Annotated in this window: 16 protein-coding genes; 14 read left to right on the forward strand and 2 right to left on the reverse strand. The window is 50.4% G+C overall.

Features of this window, described 5'->3' with window-relative positions; genetic code table 11:
• Positions 1–10: 10 nt before the first annotated feature.
• Both EXW96_RS03425 and EXW96_RS03430 read left to right on the forward strand, forming a co-directional pair.
• Complete coding sequence (locus tag EXW96_RS03425) at positions 11–1,249, forward strand: DUF445 domain-containing protein (protein WP_174349884.1); 1,239 nt, start codon at positions 11–13, stop codon at positions 1,247–1,249.
• Between the two features lie 189 nt (positions 1,250–1,438).
• Positions 1,439–2,533: an ABC transporter substrate-binding protein gene (locus tag EXW96_RS03430; protein ID WP_174349885.1), complete on the forward strand. Its 1,095-nt coding sequence runs from the start codon at positions 1,439–1,441 to the stop codon at positions 2,531–2,533.
• A gap of 85 nt (positions 2,534–2,618) precedes the next feature.
• On the opposite strand, the gene EXW96_RS03435 is transcribed toward EXW96_RS03430, so the two are convergent.
• Entirely contained in the window at positions 2,619–3,518 is a 900-nt protein-coding gene (locus tag EXW96_RS03435; RefSeq protein WP_174349886.1) for a LysR family transcriptional regulator, read from the reverse strand.
• 401 nt (positions 3,519–3,919) lie between these two features.
• Complete coding sequence (locus EXW96_RS03440; protein WP_074730232.1) at positions 3,920–5,164, reverse strand: IS110 family RNA-guided transposase; 1,245 nt, start codon at positions 5,162–5,164, stop codon at positions 3,920–3,922.
• A 461-nt stretch (positions 5,165–5,625) separates the two neighbouring features.
• Between EXW96_RS03440 and EXW96_RS03445 the strand changes: the two genes are divergently transcribed.
• The 12 genes from EXW96_RS03445 to EXW96_RS03495 all read left to right on the forward strand — a co-directional run bounded on the left by EXW96_RS03445 (position 5,626) and on the right by EXW96_RS03495 (position 16,936).
• Positions 5,626–6,933 carry an FAD-dependent oxidoreductase gene (locus EXW96_RS03445; RefSeq protein WP_212741239.1) on the forward strand — a complete coding sequence of 436 codons (1,308 nt, stop codon included), beginning with the start codon at positions 5,626–5,628 and terminating at the stop codon, positions 6,931–6,933.
• Between the two features lie 68 nt (positions 6,934–7,001).
• Positions 7,002–8,708 carry a dihydroxy-acid dehydratase gene (ilvD, locus tag EXW96_RS03450; RefSeq protein WP_174349887.1) on the forward strand — a complete coding sequence of 569 codons (1,707 nt, stop codon included), beginning with the start codon at positions 7,002–7,004 and terminating at the stop codon, positions 8,706–8,708.
• The gene (locus EXW96_RS26900; RefSeq protein ID WP_217437233.1) at positions 8,705–9,277 is read left to right on the forward strand and encodes an aconitase X; all 573 of its coding nucleotides are present in this window, start codon (positions 8,705–8,707) and stop codon (positions 9,275–9,277) included. The genes ilvD and EXW96_RS26900 overlap by 4 nt, the downstream gene beginning before the upstream one ends.
• On the forward strand, positions 9,204–9,989 hold the full coding sequence (locus EXW96_RS26905) for an aconitase X (RefSeq protein WP_217437234.1): 786 nt from the start codon (positions 9,204–9,206) through the stop codon (positions 9,987–9,989). The genes EXW96_RS26900 and EXW96_RS26905 overlap by 74 nt, the downstream gene beginning before the upstream one ends.
• Positions 9,990–9,999: 10 nt before the next feature.
• Positions 10,000–10,410 (forward strand): aconitase X swivel domain-containing protein, encoded by a 411-nt coding sequence (locus tag EXW96_RS03460; RefSeq protein ID WP_217437235.1) that lies wholly within the window; start codon positions 10,000–10,002, stop codon positions 10,408–10,410.
• A gap of 28 nt (positions 10,411–10,438) precedes the next feature.
• Complete coding sequence (locus tag EXW96_RS03465; protein ID WP_174349888.1) at positions 10,439–11,545, forward strand: ABC transporter substrate-binding protein; 1,107 nt, start codon at positions 10,439–10,441, stop codon at positions 11,543–11,545.
• A gap of 3 nt (positions 11,546–11,548) precedes the next feature.
• Positions 11,549–12,328 carry an ABC transporter ATP-binding protein gene (locus EXW96_RS03470; protein WP_062408301.1) on the forward strand — a complete coding sequence of 260 codons (780 nt, stop codon included), beginning with the start codon at positions 11,549–11,551 and terminating at the stop codon, positions 12,326–12,328.
• 1 nt (position 12,329) lies between these two features.
• Positions 12,330–13,163, forward strand: a complete 834-nt coding sequence (locus EXW96_RS03475) for an ABC transporter permease (RefSeq protein WP_174349889.1) — start codon at positions 12,330–12,332, stop codon at positions 13,161–13,163.
• A 534-nt stretch (positions 13,164–13,697) separates the two neighbouring features.
• The gene (locus tag EXW96_RS03480; protein WP_054817275.1) at positions 13,698–14,366 is read left to right on the forward strand and encodes a GntR family transcriptional regulator; all 669 of its coding nucleotides are present in this window, start codon (positions 13,698–13,700) and stop codon (positions 14,364–14,366) included.
• Between the two features lie 6 nt (positions 14,367–14,372).
• Positions 14,373–14,870, forward strand: a complete 498-nt coding sequence (locus EXW96_RS03485) for an enolase C-terminal domain-like protein (RefSeq protein WP_254611198.1) — start codon at positions 14,373–14,375, stop codon at positions 14,868–14,870.
• Between the two features lie 321 nt (positions 14,871–15,191).
• Positions 15,192–15,935: a cysteine hydrolase family protein gene (locus tag EXW96_RS03490; protein WP_062408303.1), complete on the forward strand. Its 744-nt coding sequence runs from the start codon at positions 15,192–15,194 to the stop codon at positions 15,933–15,935.
• A 308-nt stretch (positions 15,936–16,243) separates the two neighbouring features.
• Complete coding sequence (locus EXW96_RS03495; protein WP_171006051.1) at positions 16,244–16,936, forward strand: gluconate 2-dehydrogenase subunit 3 family protein; 693 nt, start codon at positions 16,244–16,246, stop codon at positions 16,934–16,936.
• Positions 16,937–16,983 lie beyond the last annotated feature (47 nt).

Consider the following 16,983-nt stretch of genomic DNA (forward strand, 5'->3'; position numbering starts at 1 on the left):
GAGGCCGCAGATGAACTCAAGATATTTGGCCGGACTGTCATTGGCCTTTATGACCGGCGGCTTTTTAATCACTTTATTTCTTCAGGAGACTCCTTTGGTTGCTCTGTTGAAAGGCGGCTTTGAAGCCGGTTTGGTCGGCGGCATTGCGGATTGGTTTGCCGTGACCGCTCTTTTCCGTCATCCTTTCGGCATACCGGTGCCGCATACATCCTTACTCCTTAAGAATAGGGACAAAATTATCCAATCCTTGATTTTGGCGTTGGAAAATGAGCTGCTCAACAAACAAAGCATCGAAAACAAACTCCGGCAGCTCCAGCTTTTGCAGCTCGCTTCATCCTCTCTGGCTAAGCTGCTTGGCAAACGGAAGGTACGGGTAGGCCTATTGGATCTGTTGATCCGATGGGTTTACCGGTTGCCGCTCGAGAAAGCGATTCCTTATCTTCAGTCGGAAATAGCCGCTGCGATCCGAAGAGCGGATGTGGGATCTGCAGCCGATGCCATCCTGACGAAGGTGATCGAGAACAGATTCGACGAAAAGGCGTTGAATTACGTCCTGCATAAAGCATCCGACTGGGCGAAACGTCCGGATACCGGGATGATGTTGGGAAAGTTCGCAAGCGAAAAGCTCTCCGAAGTAAAAGCGGGGGGCTTAACGGGGTTTGCTTTACAGGCATTTGTCGGCTTCATGGATGAAGAAAAGCTTGGCAGCTTCCTCCAAAACTTGATGCTTTCAGGAATTCGGGGTCTCCAACATACAGATAATGCTTTCCGGAAGACCCTTGTTCAGGAAATCCGCATCCAACTGTCTCAACTAGCGGATAACGAGTTGCTTGTAGCGAATATGAAGGAATGGATCGTAAACCAATTGGAAGGAGCTCGCGGCGCTGTCTTCCTGCATGAGCGTTTGAGTGAAATCCGCAATCAATGGCTGGACAAGCTGGAGGAAGACCGTTTGAAGGGCAGCAGGGCGGTAATTACTGCTTACCGCTGGATCGTGCGCAATTTCAATCCCGAACAGGATTCGATGGCCGTTTGGGAAAATCGCTTGTTAGCTTACTTGATTGAATGGGTGGAAGCGAATCATTATCGCATCGGTCAACTCGTGAAAGAAAATTTGGATCAAATGGATGATGTAGCCTTGGTACGCATGCTGGAACACAAAGTCGGAAAGGACCTGCAGTGGATTCGGGTGAACGGAGCGCTGTGCGGTTTTGCGGTTGGCATCGTACTTTCGCTGATCCAGTTATAGAATATCTTCGGCGGCAGGCGTATTGAACGAGTCAGACTCCTGATGCGCAACTATGGTCCGATACGCCGCGCTTTTTTTGTCACCTTTTATCGATGTTAGCAATAACCGCTATCGTTAATAACGATTGAATGGATCCCAAGCATAAGCTACAGTAAATTTATTAAAGCGCTTTCATTAGGGGGTGGTGGTATGGGTAAGGTTTATCATGTGAAAAAAGGGTCCATATCGGCAGTTGCTGTTCTCTTGCTTCTAGTGACAATGTTTTTCGGTTGCGGGAACAGGGAGGAAGTCCAGGGAACCTCGACAGAACCGGCCAAACCAGAGCCGGCTAAAGCCGAACCGGTTTCTTTGAACATGGGCATGCTTAAGTTTACAAGCAATTCGCCTCTGTTTATCGCTTTGGAAAAAGGGTTCTTTAAAGAAGAGAACCTGGAAGTTCATGTGAAATGGTTCGAATCCTCCAATGCCGTCAATGTGGCTGTAGTATCGGGCGATTTGGACGTAGGCGGGGTCGGTTTTACCGCAGATTTGTACAACATGATGGCGGCCGGACAAAAAGTGACTATTGTATCCGACAAAGGAAGGGAACAGAAGGGCTACCCTTTCTCCGCAGTCATCGTGCATAAAGATTCTCCTTACCGGTCGGTGGAGGAATTGAAGGGAAAAAAAGCCGCTGTCACTACGATAGGCAGTACCAACCATTACATGCTGGGGCGTGTATTGGAGAAGTATGGATTGACCACAAAGGACGTTCAGTGGGTGCCGATGAACACCACTAGCGGTGTCATGGAAACCTTAAGGGGCAAGAACGCCGATGCCGTCATCCTTAGTGAGCCCTATGCTTCGATAGCGATCAATCAGGGCTACGGCAGGGTGCTTGCGTGGGTGGCGGATGAAATCGACTATCAATCGTCGGGAATATTCTTTTCGCCGAAATTCATGACGAACAAGGATGCGGGCATCCGTTTTTTAAAGGCATATATCAAAGGAGCGCGTTACTATTACGATGCAGTGCTGACTCAAAAAGACGGCAAAAGGGTAAAAGGAGGGAATTATGACGAAGTGATCAAGATCGTGGCCAAATATACGGGGCAGAAGGAAGATCTTATTATGGGCTCATTGTCGTTCATTGACCCTGACGGCAGGATGAACGTGGACGATATCAAGACGCAGATCGACTGGTATGCCAAGGAAAAGCTGATCACCAAAGCCGTGGATACGAAGGAAATCATTAACACTGAAATGCTGGATGAAGCATTGAAGCTGGTGGGAAATAAACCATGAGAATCGACGTCTACTCTATTGAACATTGCCGGGGACTGTTGTCCCCCGGCAATGGTGAAACTTATTTCGACGGGCCGCAGCACGCTCACCACGAATTTAAAGTCCGGCTCATTTCCTTTAGGGTAAAGTCCCGGAAGAGACTGGCAGCCAAAGGCGGCCGTGTGGATTTTGGAATGGCCAGACCGCTTTGTCGTTCAAACATTTGTCTAATAGGCACAATAGAATTGTTAGGGTTGGACATGCAGCGGGCAACGCGGTATCCCATGAGCGCCACCCCAACGCCATCTTCCGCAAAACTTCGTACGATCTCGACATCGTTGGTATCAAAAATAACATTAGGCTCGAACCCTGCATCGTTACATGCATGAATCAAGGTATTACGAAACCAGGCATTCGTTTTTATCATCAAAAACTTTTCTCGTGATAAATCGCTCAGATCGACAAACGATTCATTGGCAAGCGGATGTTGGGAGGAAATAAGCATTACAATATGATCATTCATCAAGGGAAAGAAATCGATTTCAAAATGATTGGGAAAAGGCGAGTTAATAAAAGCAACATTGACCTTTTTTTCGCGTAACCCCTTCAGCAAATCATCCGTATTGGCCGTATGTATTTCAAAATCAATACCCGGATAAGTTCTAAAAAAGCTGGTAATAATTTTGTTCAAACCCAAACACGCCATATTAGGAAACACACCAATTTTGATGCTCCCCTTATCAAAACTTATATACTTCTGAATCGTTTCCCTGGATTGTTGAATCTCCGATACGATTCGCTGCGCATGAACAAGGAAATCCTCGCCGGCAGGGGTTAGTCGCACCGAACGGGAATAGCGTATGAATAATTTGACTCCCAATTCATCCTCAAGTTTCTTGATCTGCTGCGACAAAGTTGACTGGGATACGCATATTTCCAGTGAGGCGGTAGAAAAATTGCGGTATTTTTCAACGGCCAGAAAATATTCCAACTGATGAATTTCCATCTCGGTCACCCCTTATCGCAATTTGGGATATACGATTACGAGCACAATGCGCGGCCTATCTGATAAGGCCTCCCTGGGCCGGCTCTTTTCACAATGATAAATACCATTTATGGTAGCTTATACTATGTATACTAATTGAACCTATCTGTTTTGACAATATTTTGTATAAGAAAAACAGATTGATACAAAGGGATGGTTTTTGATAAATTCTCACTATCCCTTAGGAACAAAAAGTCCAGCGGTAATATGTCAAGTCCCTGATTCGTGGAAATTGGAAATTATTTTGGCCCAAAACGCGATGACTCAGGGAAAAAGGCAACACCAAACTAAACCCAGTCGAAAATCGAGTTAATTACCAGATTTTAACTGGGAATCCGTGAAGGACTTTGGCAAAGGAGGCGTTAATCCTTCGCAGTTGTCACCTTCCTTCCAGGCGTGTAGAGTTGGCCGTTGCGTAGCAGCACATCGACCAGACGCACAAGTTTTCTTGCCGTTAAGACGAGGGCGCGTTTGTGTTGATGCTTAGGCACTTCAACGTACTTCTTCCGGTAATACTCGCCGAATTCCGGTTCGCGGTTTTTCACCGAGTTGGCAGCTTCAACAAGGTAATAACGAAGGAATCGGTTGCCGGAACGAATGCGTTTGGTATCTTCGGCCTCAAAGCCCCCGGACTGATGTTTACGCCATGTCAGGCCTGCATATTTAGCTACGGCGGCCTGATCGCTAAAGCGTTCGATGTCGCCGATCTCCGCCAGAATGCCGGCGGCGTACACCCGGTCGATGCCCGGAATGGAGCGCAGGCACTGAGCGCCGGGGATGCCAGCCAGAATGCGTTCGATCGCCTTGTCCAGCTCTTTCAGTTGGCTCTGAATACTCCGGATGGCCTGTATGGAAGTGCCGAGAACCAGATCAATGGAATCCTCTACGACCTTTGAAAGGCGGTAGGACGCTCGTGCAGCCTTCTGGATGCAGCGGGCGACATGCTCCGGGTCAGGGAAACGGTTCTTTCCCTTCTCCTTGAGATAGTCGGCCAAGTCGGCGACTTCCATGTCGGCAATCTCATCGAGGCTGAACTTTTCCGAGAGCATCTCCATGATGGCGTGGCCGAAAACGGAGCTGTCGACTTCGGAACGAAACGCATTGCATTTGTAGAACAGATTCTGCAGGAAGTACTGCTTCTCGCGTGTCAGGTTGTGAACCAGATGGTACCGCATGCGCGTCAGGCGCTGAAGCGCGATGTACTGCTCCTGCATGACGATGGTCGTCGTGAGACGGCCGAAGCGCAGGCGTTCGGCGATGATCCAGGCATCGATCCGATCGGTCTTGTCCATATCCGCGTAGGCTTCCCGGAACTTGTTGATAAGCTTCGGGTTGATCGTGAACACCTTGGTTTTCCGCTCTTGAAGCGAGGCATCCTCATGCAGGTACATAGCCGGATGCCAGCTATAGACCGAGGTTGCTTCAAGGCCGATATGGATTTCGGAAGCCGGCAGCTTGTCCGCAGCAGCCACGATGCGGTCGCGCAGATGCGAGGCACCGTGTAGATTGTTTTCTACCTTGAGCGTTTCAAGCGTATCGCCTTCCGGATTCATGAAACACGCTTCCAGTTCTTCTGAACTGACGTCAATACCGACAAATAATTTCAAGGGTGATCCCTCCCTTCTGGATTCGGGATTTAGGGAATTGGACTCTTCGGGATGCCCCCAGCGCGCTCGCCGATCAGTCACCCTCGCATATGAGAACTTCCTTCGGTCCATGAGCTGCCTCGAAGCTGCTATCTTCGAGCATGGGTTGCCGAAGGGGACAGCCAGCGGGTAAGAAGTTCAAACGAGTGCTGGGGAAACAGACTTTAGATGTAGTCGAACTACAGGAGTGAGACGAATTTCCCCAAATGACCCTAAGCTCATTGTCTGGGAACATCACGAAAAGTCCAAGACCCTAATTGTATTTTTTAAAGTTGTCAAAGAGCGGTTTTCTCTCTGGACCCCGACTTCCGCTCCTTGCCCTTCGGGCTGCGGTGCGGGTCGGCTACGTCCACCATAGTTTCACTGCAGATTAACTGGAAATTCTTCAAAAAGAAGATTCTAAACATACTATACGAGGAGTGATGATGGTGAATCATTCGGAATTTAGAACGGATACACGCGTGATTCGAAAAGGTACCGGAAGTTCTTTGCGGGAATTGAAAGCGGATACCTGTATCGTGGGAGCAGGTATCGCCGGCGTTTCAGCTGCTCTGGAGGCAGCACGTCTGGGACACCACGTTGCCTTGGTTGACAGCTTGCCTGCTCTGGGGGGCCAAGCGGTAAACTCGATCATCGGTGCCTTTTGCGGTCTGTTTGCCAACGGCCGCGACGGCTACCAATTGACCCATGGCATCGCCGACGACATTCTCCGTGATCTGGGCACCGCGGGGGCGCTGCATTATCGCAAAAACGGATTTTGGACAACAGTTGTGTATGATGAGGTAGCCTTGTCCCGTTGGATTGAAAATGCAGTATATTCTGCGGGAATCACATTGATTCTTGGCGCCGTCTTACGGGGAGTGAGCAATGAAGACAGACGCATACGTTATATTGATCTTGCCACGCGTTATGGTGACGTACGCCTGACTGCAAACGCTTTCGTTGATGCGACGGGGGATGCGGCTCTGGCTTGGCATGCGGGACTTCCATGCCGTGAGCCGGAGAAGGGTACGGTTTACGGTTCCCATATGGTGGTCGTTGAAGGAATCAACGAAGAAAAGTATCCGGAAAGAGAAGAAATTTCAAGACGGCTTAAGGAACGGGCCGGGGATTACGGGCTAATACGCAGGGATGGTTTCGCCTTTGCCTTCCCGGGACGCGGTACGGCGCTTGTGAACATGACACATGTGGAGACACCGTTGGAACCTGTGGCGGCAGCTGCGAAAGCTATCGAAGGAAAGGCTCAGGCTGATAAAACCGTGCAATTTTTAAAGCGTGAATTTCCTGAAGCTTTCGGCAATGCCCGCGTGCGCAGTTACGGGCTTCCCGGGATTCGCCAAACGCGCTGGATCGTCGGGAGGCAGCAGCTCACGATCGACGATGTGCGCACAGGCAGGCGTTTCCCGGATGCCATTGCACGAACGGGATGGGCTCTTGAGCTTCATGACCGGCTGGAAGGCTACGCTTGGGAGGCATTTTCTGAGGACCATGTTCATTACGTGCCAATGGGGAGTTTGACACCACCCGACGTTGACAATCTGGTCGCGGTTGGCCGCTGCATCGACGGGGATCTTGCCGCTTTATCCAGCGTTCGGGTAATGGGACCTTGTATTGCAATGGGTGCTGCAGCGGCACACGCGCTAGACCTTGCGGGCACAGGCAGCGTGCATCAAATCGACAACGCTGCTTTGCAAGAGCGGGTAAAGGATAACGTGATACGAACCGATTGAATAAGCGCAGCAGAACCAATGGGGCTGAGCCATTTTCTTAATATAGTAAGCAAAGGGGAAGCTATCCTATGAAAAAGAAGCTGAGGAGTACTTTTGAGCCTGGAAGTGCAAGATGGGCATTAAGGCGGGCAGAATGGGGAGTGCTCGGTGTCACAGAGGAGGACATGGAAAAGCCGAAGATTGCAATTGTGAACTCCTCTTCCGATCTGGCGGCCTGCTTTGCCCATCTTGACGGTATTGCTGCGAAGATGAAAGAAGCCATCCGCTCCGCTGGCGGAGTCCCGTTTGAGGTACGCACGGCGGCGCCCGTCGATTTCGTCACTAGCGCGGGCCACAGAGGCGGTTATATTCTTTCTGCCCGGGATTTAATCGTAAACGACATAGAGGTCGCAGTGGAAGGGGCGATGTTGGACGGCATGGTTTGCCTGGTGTCATGCGACAAAACGGTGCCGGGGCAGTTGATGGCGGCAGGACGGCTTAACATTCCAACCATCGTAGTCGCTTGCGGTTATCAGCCGAGCGGACGATATCGGGGCGAACATATGGATATTGAGGATCTTTGGATAAATGCCGTACATCGGGAAACCGGACGAAATCAGATAACAGTATCGGAGCTGAACGAGATGAGTGAGAACGCCATTCTTGGACCTGGAGTATGTGCAGGAATGGGAACTGCAAATACCATGCATATCGTTTGCGAGGCTCTAGGGATGGCTCTCCCCGGAAGCACACCTGTATTAGCCAATAGTCCGAAGATGTGGAACACGGTGCGGCAAGCTGGCGAAAGAATTGTGCAAATGGTATGGGACGACGACTTGAAGCCCCGCGATATCCTCACACCGGAAGCCTTTGCAAATGCTGTGATGGTGGTGCTGTCGGTGAGCGGTTCGATCAATTCGGTAAAGCATCTTCAGGCATTGGCCAAAGAAGCTCAGTGCGAAGTGGATGTTTACCGTTTGTTCGAACAGTATGCCGATAACATTCCGCTTCTGAGCGCCATCCGCCCCAACGGTGAGCATACGATCGAGGAGTTTGAGGCTTCCGGCGGCGCAAGAGCGGTAATGAAGCAGCTTGAACGGTTTCTTTGCAAAAACGCAATGACGGTAACGGGCCAAACCGTGGAAGAAAACCTCCGTAATGCAGTGGTGGCCAACGAGAAAATTATCCGTCCGGTGGATAGAGCGCTCGCCGAAAGGCCCTCTATTGTACTTGTACGGGGATCTCTCTCGCCGGACACCGGAATCGTCAAGCTCGCGGTTGCCGATGATCGAAAACTTCAGTTTACCGGTCCGGCGATCGTGTTCAATTCAACTCAGGAAGCTGTCGACGCCGTGAACAAAGACGAGGTCAAACCGGGTCAAGTGGTCGTACTCAGAGGGCTCGGCCCCAAAGGTACTCCTGGGATGGGAGTGGTCACCGCCCTGGTCTTCGCTCTTGATGGAAAGGGGTTAGGAGAACAGGTGGCGCTAGTGCATGACGGACAGCAATCGGGATTGTCCAACAAGGGAATCGTGGTTGCCGAAGTTTCCCCTGAGGCGGCCGATGGCGGGCCAATGTCGCTTGTGGAAAATGGAGATATGATCTCGATCGATGTGGAAAAGCGATTCGTCAATCTCGATGTGCCGGAAAGTGAGCTTGCGGTGAGGCGTTCGCGCCTGGAGAACAAACCCGTGACGGACGAACGCGGATGGCTTGCAATCTATCGGCGCTTAGTCCAGCCATTGCCCCAGAGTGGCGGCATTCTCGCAGATCATAGAATGGAGGCCATAAAATGAAACTGACCGATGACGAAAAAGCAATGCTTGATGGCAAGGAAGGCCCGGCCAAACAGAAGGCGATGGACTTACTCGTCCGTTACGGGAACGCTTTGGGAGCGGAGAGGCTGGTCGACACCAACAACGTGTGCGGTACGGTAGTGGCGACAAATCCCTTTATGCGGGAATTTGCGGCCAAAGCAGGAGGCTTTGATGCGGTATTCTCCGAGTTCAACCTGGATAGTTCAGAGGTCGTCGAAATTCCTATGGTCAAGGCCCACACCTGCCAGCTTATTCAGTCTTTTGATCAGGATCTCTGGGAAATCCAGGGAATTTCCCGAGATCGTTACGAGTTAAGTCAAAAAAATGAGGCCTTTAGCGCCGGGATCGGCGTACAACTGATGAGTACCTGTACGCCATATCAGGTTGGGAATGTGCCGGTTAAGGGCGAGCATTGCGCATGGATGGAATCCTCCGCGGTTGTGTACATTAACTCGGTGCTGGGGGCTCGCTCCAATGTGGAAGGACGAGAAAAGCACCGGAGCCGCCATGCTAACCGGAAAGATCCCGTATTGGGGCTATCATCTTGACGAAAATCGCCTGGGTACGGATTTGGTGGAAGTCGAATGGGATGTCCAAAGCATGATGGATTGGGGACTCCTGGGTTACTACATTGGCGAGGTGGTGGGGGAACGGATTCCGGTCTTAAGCGGTGTCCGGCATGTACCGAATCTTTACCGGATCAAGCATTTCGGGGCGTCGGCCGCATCATCGGGCGGAGTCGAGCTGTTCCACATCCCCGGAATAACGGCAGAAGCCAATTCGCTGGAGGAGGCTTTCGGAAAAAAGAAGCCAAAGTTCAGCTTCAAGTTTGGGAAGGCGGAAAGGCAAAAAGCATACGAACATTTAAATCACTCGGCAAAGGATAAAGAAGTAGATTTTATTATGCTTGGCTGTCCACACGCGTCGATTGAACAAATTTGGGAAATCTGCAAGCTGTTGAATGGCAAACGCGTAAACCGCGATACGATGCTATGGATTTTCACGCCGAGATCCATTAAGCAGTTGGCCGACCGAAACGGGTATACCAAAATCATAAGCGACGCCGGAGGGGTCTTGATGAGCGATTCTTGTCCGGCTGTAGGGCAACTGCTGCCCAAGGGAACAAAGGTGGTTGCCACGGATTCAGCCAAGCAGGCACACTATTTGCCGGCGATCATGGGGGTTCAAACTTGGTTCGGGTTCCTGGAAGACTGCATCAATGCTGCAATAACGGGCAAATGGAGCGGTGAATTAAGATGAAAAAATTATTTTGCGTGGAAGAAAAGTTGTAGGCGGGTGCGCGGAAGGTGAAGCCCTTGTCACCAAAGATACGATATCCGGCTGGGGTGGACTCAATCCGCTGACGGGTACGATTACCGAATTGCGGCATGAACTGTACGGCCAAAGCTTTAAAGATAAAGTGCTTGTATTTCCCGGAGCCAAAGGGTCGTCGGGATGGTCCGTCAGTTTTCATACCGCCCGGCTCGCGGGTGCGGCACCCAAGGCCATGATTTTCAACGTCGTAACGACAAAGGTAGCCTTGGGAGCGGTGGTAACCCGGGCGCCAGCGGTTACCGATCTCGATCAAGATCCGCTCACGATTATCGAAACCGGTGATTGGATCAAGGTGGATGCCGATAACGGCATTGTAGAAATAACAAAATTGGCTAATCCTTCATAACCATTATCCTGAGCTGGAGGTTTGAACCATGAAAAAGGTGTCCGTATCGCTGCTGTTTGTCGTAGTTCTTCTATCGACTGTACTGTTGGGTTGCGCGAAAAACGGGGCCGTGAAAGGGAACGCCTCAGAATCCGGGACGGATAAATCACAAACCGGCAAAGCTGAATCGGCCAATACGGCGCCTCCTAAATCGGAAACGCTTTCTTTAAGCGTGGGTATGCTGAAATATACGACGAATGCGCCGCTGTATATTGCAATGGAAAAAGGTTTTTTTAAAGACGAAAACATAAATGCGGAATTTAAATTTTTTGATGCGTCCAAGGATGTCAACGTGGGTGTGGCGTCAGGCAGTGTGGACGTAGGGGCGAGCGGTCTTTCCGCGGATTTGTACAATATGATCGCTTCGGGTCAAAGGATTGTTATCGTGGCTAATAAAGGCAGCGAACAGAAAGGATATTCTTATGGCGGTGTAGTGGTGCATAAAGATTCTACGATCCGTACGGTGGAGGATTTGAAGGGGAAGAAGATCGGCGTCACGTCGATTGGCAGCACCAATCATTACAATATGGGACGTATTCTGGAGAAGCACGGTCTGAACACCAAGGATGTTCAGTGGGTATCCATGAACTCCGTGAGCAGTCTCATGGAAACATTGAGAAGCAAGAATATGGACGTCGTTGTACTGAGCGAACCGACCGCTTCGATTACGGTGAACGAAGGCTTCGGAAAAGTGTTGACATGGGTTTCGGATGAGATAAACCCTGAATCGGCCGCGATTTTTTATTCGCCGAAATTTGCGGTTAACAAAGAGGCAGGCGTACGCTTTCTCAAAGCCTATATCAAAGGAGCGCGTTACTATTACGATGCTGTACTTACGCAAAAGGACGGCAAGTTGGTGAAGGGGGAGAATTTTGACGAAGTAACGAAGATCGTCGCCAAGTATACGGATCAACAGGAGGACGTGATTAAGGGAACCTTCTCATTTATAGCTCCTGACGGTAAGCTGAACGTTGACGATATTAAGGCGCAAATCGATTGGTATGTTAAAGAGAAATTCGTGACGAAGGTCATCGATGTGAACGATTTCGTTAACACCGGAATGTTGGATGAAGCGTTGAAGTTGGTGGGGGAATAAACTATGAGAATCGTTGTCGAAAATGTGGAGAAACGCTTTGGCGATCCGCGCAAGCGGGAGTTGACCGCCCTGAAAAACATCAACTTTACCATAGCGGAGCAGGAGTTTGTGGTGCTTGTGGGCCCGAGCGGATGCGGGAAATCTACTCTATTGAACATTGTGGGGGGACTGTTGTCCCCCAGCGATGGTGAAGTATATTTCGACGGGCTGCAGGGGGATAAGGTTCCGAGAATCGGGATTGTGTTTCAGGAAATCGCTTTATTCCCCTGGAGAAGCGTATACGAAAATGTGGTGTTCGGCCTGCAGGAGCTGGGTGCAAGCAAAGAGGAGCTGCAGGAGAAAGGCAGGCATTATATTGAAATGGTAGGCCTGACCGGGTTTGAGTCTGCTTATCCGAAGCAGCTGTCCGGAGGCATGAGACAGCGTGCCGGGATTGCCAGGGCGTTGTCCGTTGAGCCGGATCTTCTGCTGATGGATGAACCTTTCTCGGCACTTGACGCGCAGACGCGGACGATTATGCAAGAAGAGCTGCTGGCCATTTGGAACCGTACCAAACTCAGCACGCTTTATGTCACCCACAACATCCCGGAGGCTGTTTATTTAGCGGATAGGGTCATTGTCATGTCAAGACATCCTGGGCAAATCAAGAGCATTATCCGCATCGATCTGCCAAAAGCCGGACGCAATCAGGAGGAATACCGCATGGAATTTGACCGTTATGTGGATCAAATCTGGCAGCTCATCCGTCATGATGCGCAAGAAGCGCTGAAGGATGGTGAATAATATGGAGCAAGCACAAGCGCAAACAAAAGCAAGCAAACCAGCAGTTCCGGCTCGACGGCAAATGATTCGCAACCGGGTAGCCTTTCTGGAGAACCGGACCCCGGCTTATGCTTCGGCGCTCGGGATCGTCGGCATTGTGCTCATGTGGGAGGCGCTTTGCCGTACGGGCGTGGTGCCGGAGTTGTTTTTGCCCTCGCCTTCGGCAATTGTTACAGTTGGATGGGGAATGCTGATGACGGGGGAAATCCTTGAAAATGTGTTGGCAAGCTTATTCCGGATTGCAGCGGGTTATGCCCTAGGGTCATTTGCCGGTATTGTCATCGGGCTATTGCTCGGTTTCTTCCGTTGGGTAGATTCGGTGTTAACGCCGGTCGTTTATTCGATATACCCGATTCCGAAGATCGCCCTGCTGCCCTTGTTTATTCTGTGGCTGGGCATCGGCGAAATGCCCAAGCTGACGATTATCGCGCTGGGCGTCTTCTTTCCCGTAGTGATCAACACGTATGCCGGCGTGAAAAACGTTGACCCGATACTAATCAAAGCGGCGGTAACGTTCGGTTCAAATCATTTAAGTGTCATCCGCAAGGTCACTCTGCCTGCGTCATTGCCCACCATTTTTGCAGGGTTAAAGCTGGCTGCGGGAAATTCCCTCCTGTTGCTCGTTGCAGCGGAAATGATCGCGGCGGATAAAGGGATAGGTTCGATGATTCTGCATTATGGCAATCTGATGATGACGACGAATTTGATGGTTGGAGTCTTGCTTCTTTCCCTGCTTGGCCTGGTGTTTAACCGATCGTTGGAACGGTTGGAGCGCAAACTGCTGCCTTGGAAATAACCTCCTGTAAAGGATAACATGTCATTGGGGAAGGTTTTCGATGAAAACTGATCGTCTGGACTAGTATTTGAAAAGGAAAAAAACGGGAGACAGGGAAAACCGGTCTCCCATTTTTGTTCAATGACCTTTGCGGGAATTTTTGTGGCAAGAACATCAAAGGGGGGGATTGTTGAGACATCATTGTTTGTGTCATTGGACTTGTATGATGTCGGGGACAAACAACATAAATACATTAAGATCCGCGCGCTGCGCGGCTTTTTCAGATTAAGGATATCTTTTTGTCCTTAGTGTCTGCATAATCCGCTTTTAGAAAAAGTTGTTGATTATTTTGGAAAGGTGTGTTAAATTGAAATCGTCAAGAGATATTGTATACAATTATATATAATTAATGTCATTAAAACAGATATTACAGTATACAATTTGAAAATGGATCGAATGATATTTCGTCAACATTGGTTAAAATGAAGAATTTAGAACATAATTGTATACATGAGTTGAAATTCAAATGGAGTGTGTAAAGTGAAGAGAGAAGCAATGGCTAACAAAGATCAGGGCAATTCGAGGTTTAGTGTGGTCTATGAAACATTAAAGAAAAAGATTGTGGAAGGCGATTTGCCTTCGAATACACCCTTGGTCGAGGAAAAACTGGCCAAGGAATATCAGGTGAGCAGGACGCCCATCAGGGAAGCGATCAGGCATCTGGTCCAGGATGGTTTGGTCGAGTTTTTTCCAAGAAGAGGGGCCTTGGTTAAAGAAATAACGGTAAAAGATCTTGAGGAAATTTTTACTGTAAGAGAAGCGCTTGAAGGGATTAGCGCCAGAATTGCGGCAAGTGTGATCAATGAACAAAAGATAGCCTTGTTGCAAGAGACGCTGGAAAAGGCCGATCAAGAACTTGAAAGCGGAAACAAGGAGCAGTCATTTGAGTTGGGAAACCAGTTGCATGAGATTGTCCTTGACGTGGCGGGCAACCAGAAGGTTTTGACGATCGTTTCCGATTTTAAAAACCAAATTCAGAGATTTCATTATTTTTCCAACCATATTCCCGGAAGATTGGAATTATCCAATAAGGAACATTGGGAAATATTTGAGGCTATTCAAGCCAGAGATGGTGAGCTTGCGGAGCGCAGAATGAGAAAACATGTGAGAGGAACCAAAGAATCCATCCTATTTGCAGTGAAAAATAATATTAAAACCATATGAAATGGAATGCCCCCCCAACTCTGTATCGTAAAAGTGGAAACGGACGATGGGCTTGTGAGGTGGGGGGAGGGATATGGTCCTCCCGAACCCGTGGTGTCGGAGGACCGAGCGGGTTACCGCGAGGTCAGATCTTCAACAAGCATTGCCATTGCGGGAGGTGAGTGCGAGTTTACTGGTGTGGATATAGCCCAACCGGATATTTGCGTTTCTGGAGGTTTTTCCGAATGGATGAAAATACAGGCACTGGCCTCCAGCTTCGGCGTAACGGTTATCCCCCATGTATGGGGGTCGGGAATCGCCCTGGCAGCGGCGCTTCATGTATTGGCATCGATCCCGCCAAGTCCGCATACGGCACATCCCGTTCCGCTGCAAAATAAACCGATCGTCGAGTACGATCGAAACCCTAATCCCCTCAGAGATGAACTTTTAACAACACCGCTCACCTTGCAAAAGAAAAACTGCCGGTTCCCCATAATCCCGGACTGGGAATTGAAGTCAATTTAGATGTGGTATCAATCGTTGTCACCTTGAAATGAAAGGGCTTACAATCCAAACTATTTTTTTTAAAGCGGATTCTTGTGAACCATGTCTGACGGTGAGAACAAGCAAACGGCCATGAAGCCCTGATCAAGGCATCCTGGCTCGCCGTCCGTCGGCGGTCCGCAAGGCGGCTGTAGAGCATCGTCCCGATGCGGAAGAATGTGAAACCGTAGAGCATTTTAAGGAGGTGGAAGTCATGTAACCGCAAGGAATGACCACGTCCATAACGGGAAGTAAGGCTCGAACTCAACTCTAAATTTCTAAAATTCAGGAGGAGGAATTCGCATGTCGTCTTTGAAATTCACGCTGGAAAATATTGATAAGGTCATTGACAGAAGTGTTATGGTTGCGCCGGAGATCGATCCGAAGCGCGCGACGTTGCTCGTAATGGATATGCAGCCCGTATGCACCGATCCCGATGGTGCGCTGGCCATTCCCAGCGTGGGGGGCGCCCCGAGCGGAAAGGACACGGTCGAACCGGTCGAGCGGGTCGTCAAGCGGTTCCGTGAAGAAGGCAGTCCGGTCATCTGGTCTCAGTGGGGCCTGAGTCCTGAGGGTCTGGATAAGGGTATCTGCGCTTTGAAATGGCCGGCCTTGAATCCGGGCACGCCGGAGTCGGCCGCAAGCTGGGGGAACCCTCAGACAGACCATTTTGCAGGCGAGCTGGAACCCCGGGAAGGCGAACCGGTCTTGCGGAGAAGCCGCTTCAGCGTCTTCGTGGGCACGCAGCTTGAAGAATACCTGCGGGAGCTGGGAACGGAGTTTCTGGTGATCGCCGGGATCACCTCGGCGAACTGCGTCCACGCCACCACGATCGACGCATGGAACAGAACTTACAAGGTTATCGTGCTGGCAGACTGCACGACCGCGGTCCCTAGTCCCCATACGCACGATGTGCCTCTGGGGTACGGGCAGCACTGGGAAGCGCTGCGGAATATCCAAATGAACTACGGCGACGTGATCACAAGCGGGGAGCTCTTCGAAAGGCTGGAAGCTGCCAAGAAGCCCGGCAAATACCAGAGAGCGTAATGCTCACCCGGACGGGGAACGGCAACGGTCTTATGGTTTGATAATGAAAGTTGATAAAATCGTCAAGTACCTGGAACGGGCGTCGATGAGCAGCAGCGTCTAAGCTGGTACGCAGGACGGCGCACGTGGCTGCGATGAACCGAGACGAGGACTGGTACCAAGCAGTGGGCGCAGCTGTGAAATAACAGTTGAAGATTGACCGAAGATGATCACCATCACCGGCGAAATCGATGGGGGCGCAGCGAGAACCATCCCTTTCGCGGGGATGGTGACACAAGTAACTCTAGCATTTGGAGGGAGGAGTTAGCGTGTCGTCTTTGTCTTTTCCCGAGGAGGAACTAGGAAATACAAATGTTGGACCAACGAAGGAGCCACAGGAACAATTCGCCCCGCTCAAGCCGCGTCTAGGCGGTTTTGTGAAGCTGATCGAGTTCACGGAGGTGCAAGTGGCGGTCCTGAATGCGGCGGCTGATCGAATCATTCCCGGCGGCGAGGGGTTTCCTTGGCCCAGCGAAGTCGGGATAGTGCGCTTTATCGCGCGCTACATCACGCCGAGCGGCGAGGAGCCTAAATGGTTTCCTTTCGCCGGGGAGGATAACTTCAAGGCAGAATTGGATAAGCTCGGCGGAGACTTTCTCCAGGCAGACGCGGCCATGCAGGTCGAAATTCTCAAACGTATCGAGCAGGAGTCGCCAACCTTCTTCTCGCAGTTCAGAGATCTGGTCTACTATGGGTACTACTCGCGGCCCGAGGTCACGAAGGCAATAAACGAGAATCTCGAGGCAGGCCGTGATTACCGGAGCTCTCCGCAGCCCTACGGCTATTTGGACGTGATCGAACCGTGGGATGAATCGTTGTTCTCGCAAGTAAAAGGCTCGTATATCCGGACAGAAGATGTCAAGTATGTGAACGTCCGGACTCCGGATCAGCCGGGAGCTGCAGGGGGCAAGCCACCATCAAGTGAGGAGCATTCCAAGCCTTCCTGTAATGAAGAAAAATAGATACCGGGTTGCATTGGCCCCTAATGAAAACAAGCATGAGACGCATG

The sequence above is a fragment of the Paenibacillus sp. JMULE4 genome, from assembly GCF_013337105.1.
Classification (GTDB): domain Bacteria; phylum Bacillota; class Bacilli; order Paenibacillales; family NBRC-103111; genus Paenibacillus_G; species Paenibacillus_G naphthalenovorans.

Excerpts from the sequence above, each read along its gene's own strand:
- EXW96_RS03490 (WP_062408303.1), top strand. The coding sequence starts at position 15,192 with ATGTCGTCTTTGAAATTCACGCTGGAAAATATTGATAAGGTCATTGAC.
- EXW96_RS03485 (WP_254611198.1), top strand. The coding sequence starts at position 14,373 with ATGCCCCCCCAACTCTGTATCGTAAAAGTGGAAACGGACGATGGGCTT.
- EXW96_RS03425 (WP_174349884.1), top strand. The coding sequence starts at position 11 with ATGAACTCAAGATATTTGGCCGGACTGTCATTGGCCTTTATGACCGGC.
- ilvD (WP_174349887.1), top strand. The coding sequence starts at position 7,002 with ATGAAAAAGAAGCTGAGGAGTACTTTTGAGCCTGGAAGTGCAAGATGG.
- EXW96_RS03475 (WP_174349889.1), top strand. The coding sequence starts at position 12,330 with ATGGAGCAAGCACAAGCGCAAACAAAAGCAAGCAAACCAGCAGTTCCG.
- EXW96_RS26905 (WP_217437234.1), top strand. The coding sequence starts at position 9,204 with ATGTGGAAGGACGAGAAAAGCACCGGAGCCGCCATGCTAACCGGAAAG.
- EXW96_RS03445 (WP_212741239.1), top strand. The coding sequence starts at position 5,626 with ATGATGGTGAATCATTCGGAATTTAGAACGGATACACGCGTGATTCGA.
- EXW96_RS03480 (WP_054817275.1), top strand. The coding sequence starts at position 13,698 with ATGGCTAACAAAGATCAGGGCAATTCGAGGTTTAGTGTGGTCTATGAA.
- EXW96_RS03430 (WP_174349885.1), top strand. The coding sequence starts at position 1,439 with ATGGGTAAGGTTTATCATGTGAAAAAAGGGTCCATATCGGCAGTTGCT.
- EXW96_RS03470 (WP_062408301.1), top strand. The coding sequence starts at position 11,549 with ATGAGAATCGTTGTCGAAAATGTGGAGAAACGCTTTGGCGATCCGCGC.
- EXW96_RS03435 (WP_174349886.1), bottom strand. The coding sequence starts at position 3,518 with ATGGAAATTCATCAGTTGGAATATTTTCTGGCCGTTGAAAAATACCGC.
- EXW96_RS03465 (WP_174349888.1), top strand. The coding sequence starts at position 10,439 with ATGAAAAAGGTGTCCGTATCGCTGCTGTTTGTCGTAGTTCTTCTATCG.
- EXW96_RS26900 (WP_217437233.1), top strand. The coding sequence starts at position 8,705 with ATGAAACTGACCGATGACGAAAAAGCAATGCTTGATGGCAAGGAAGGC.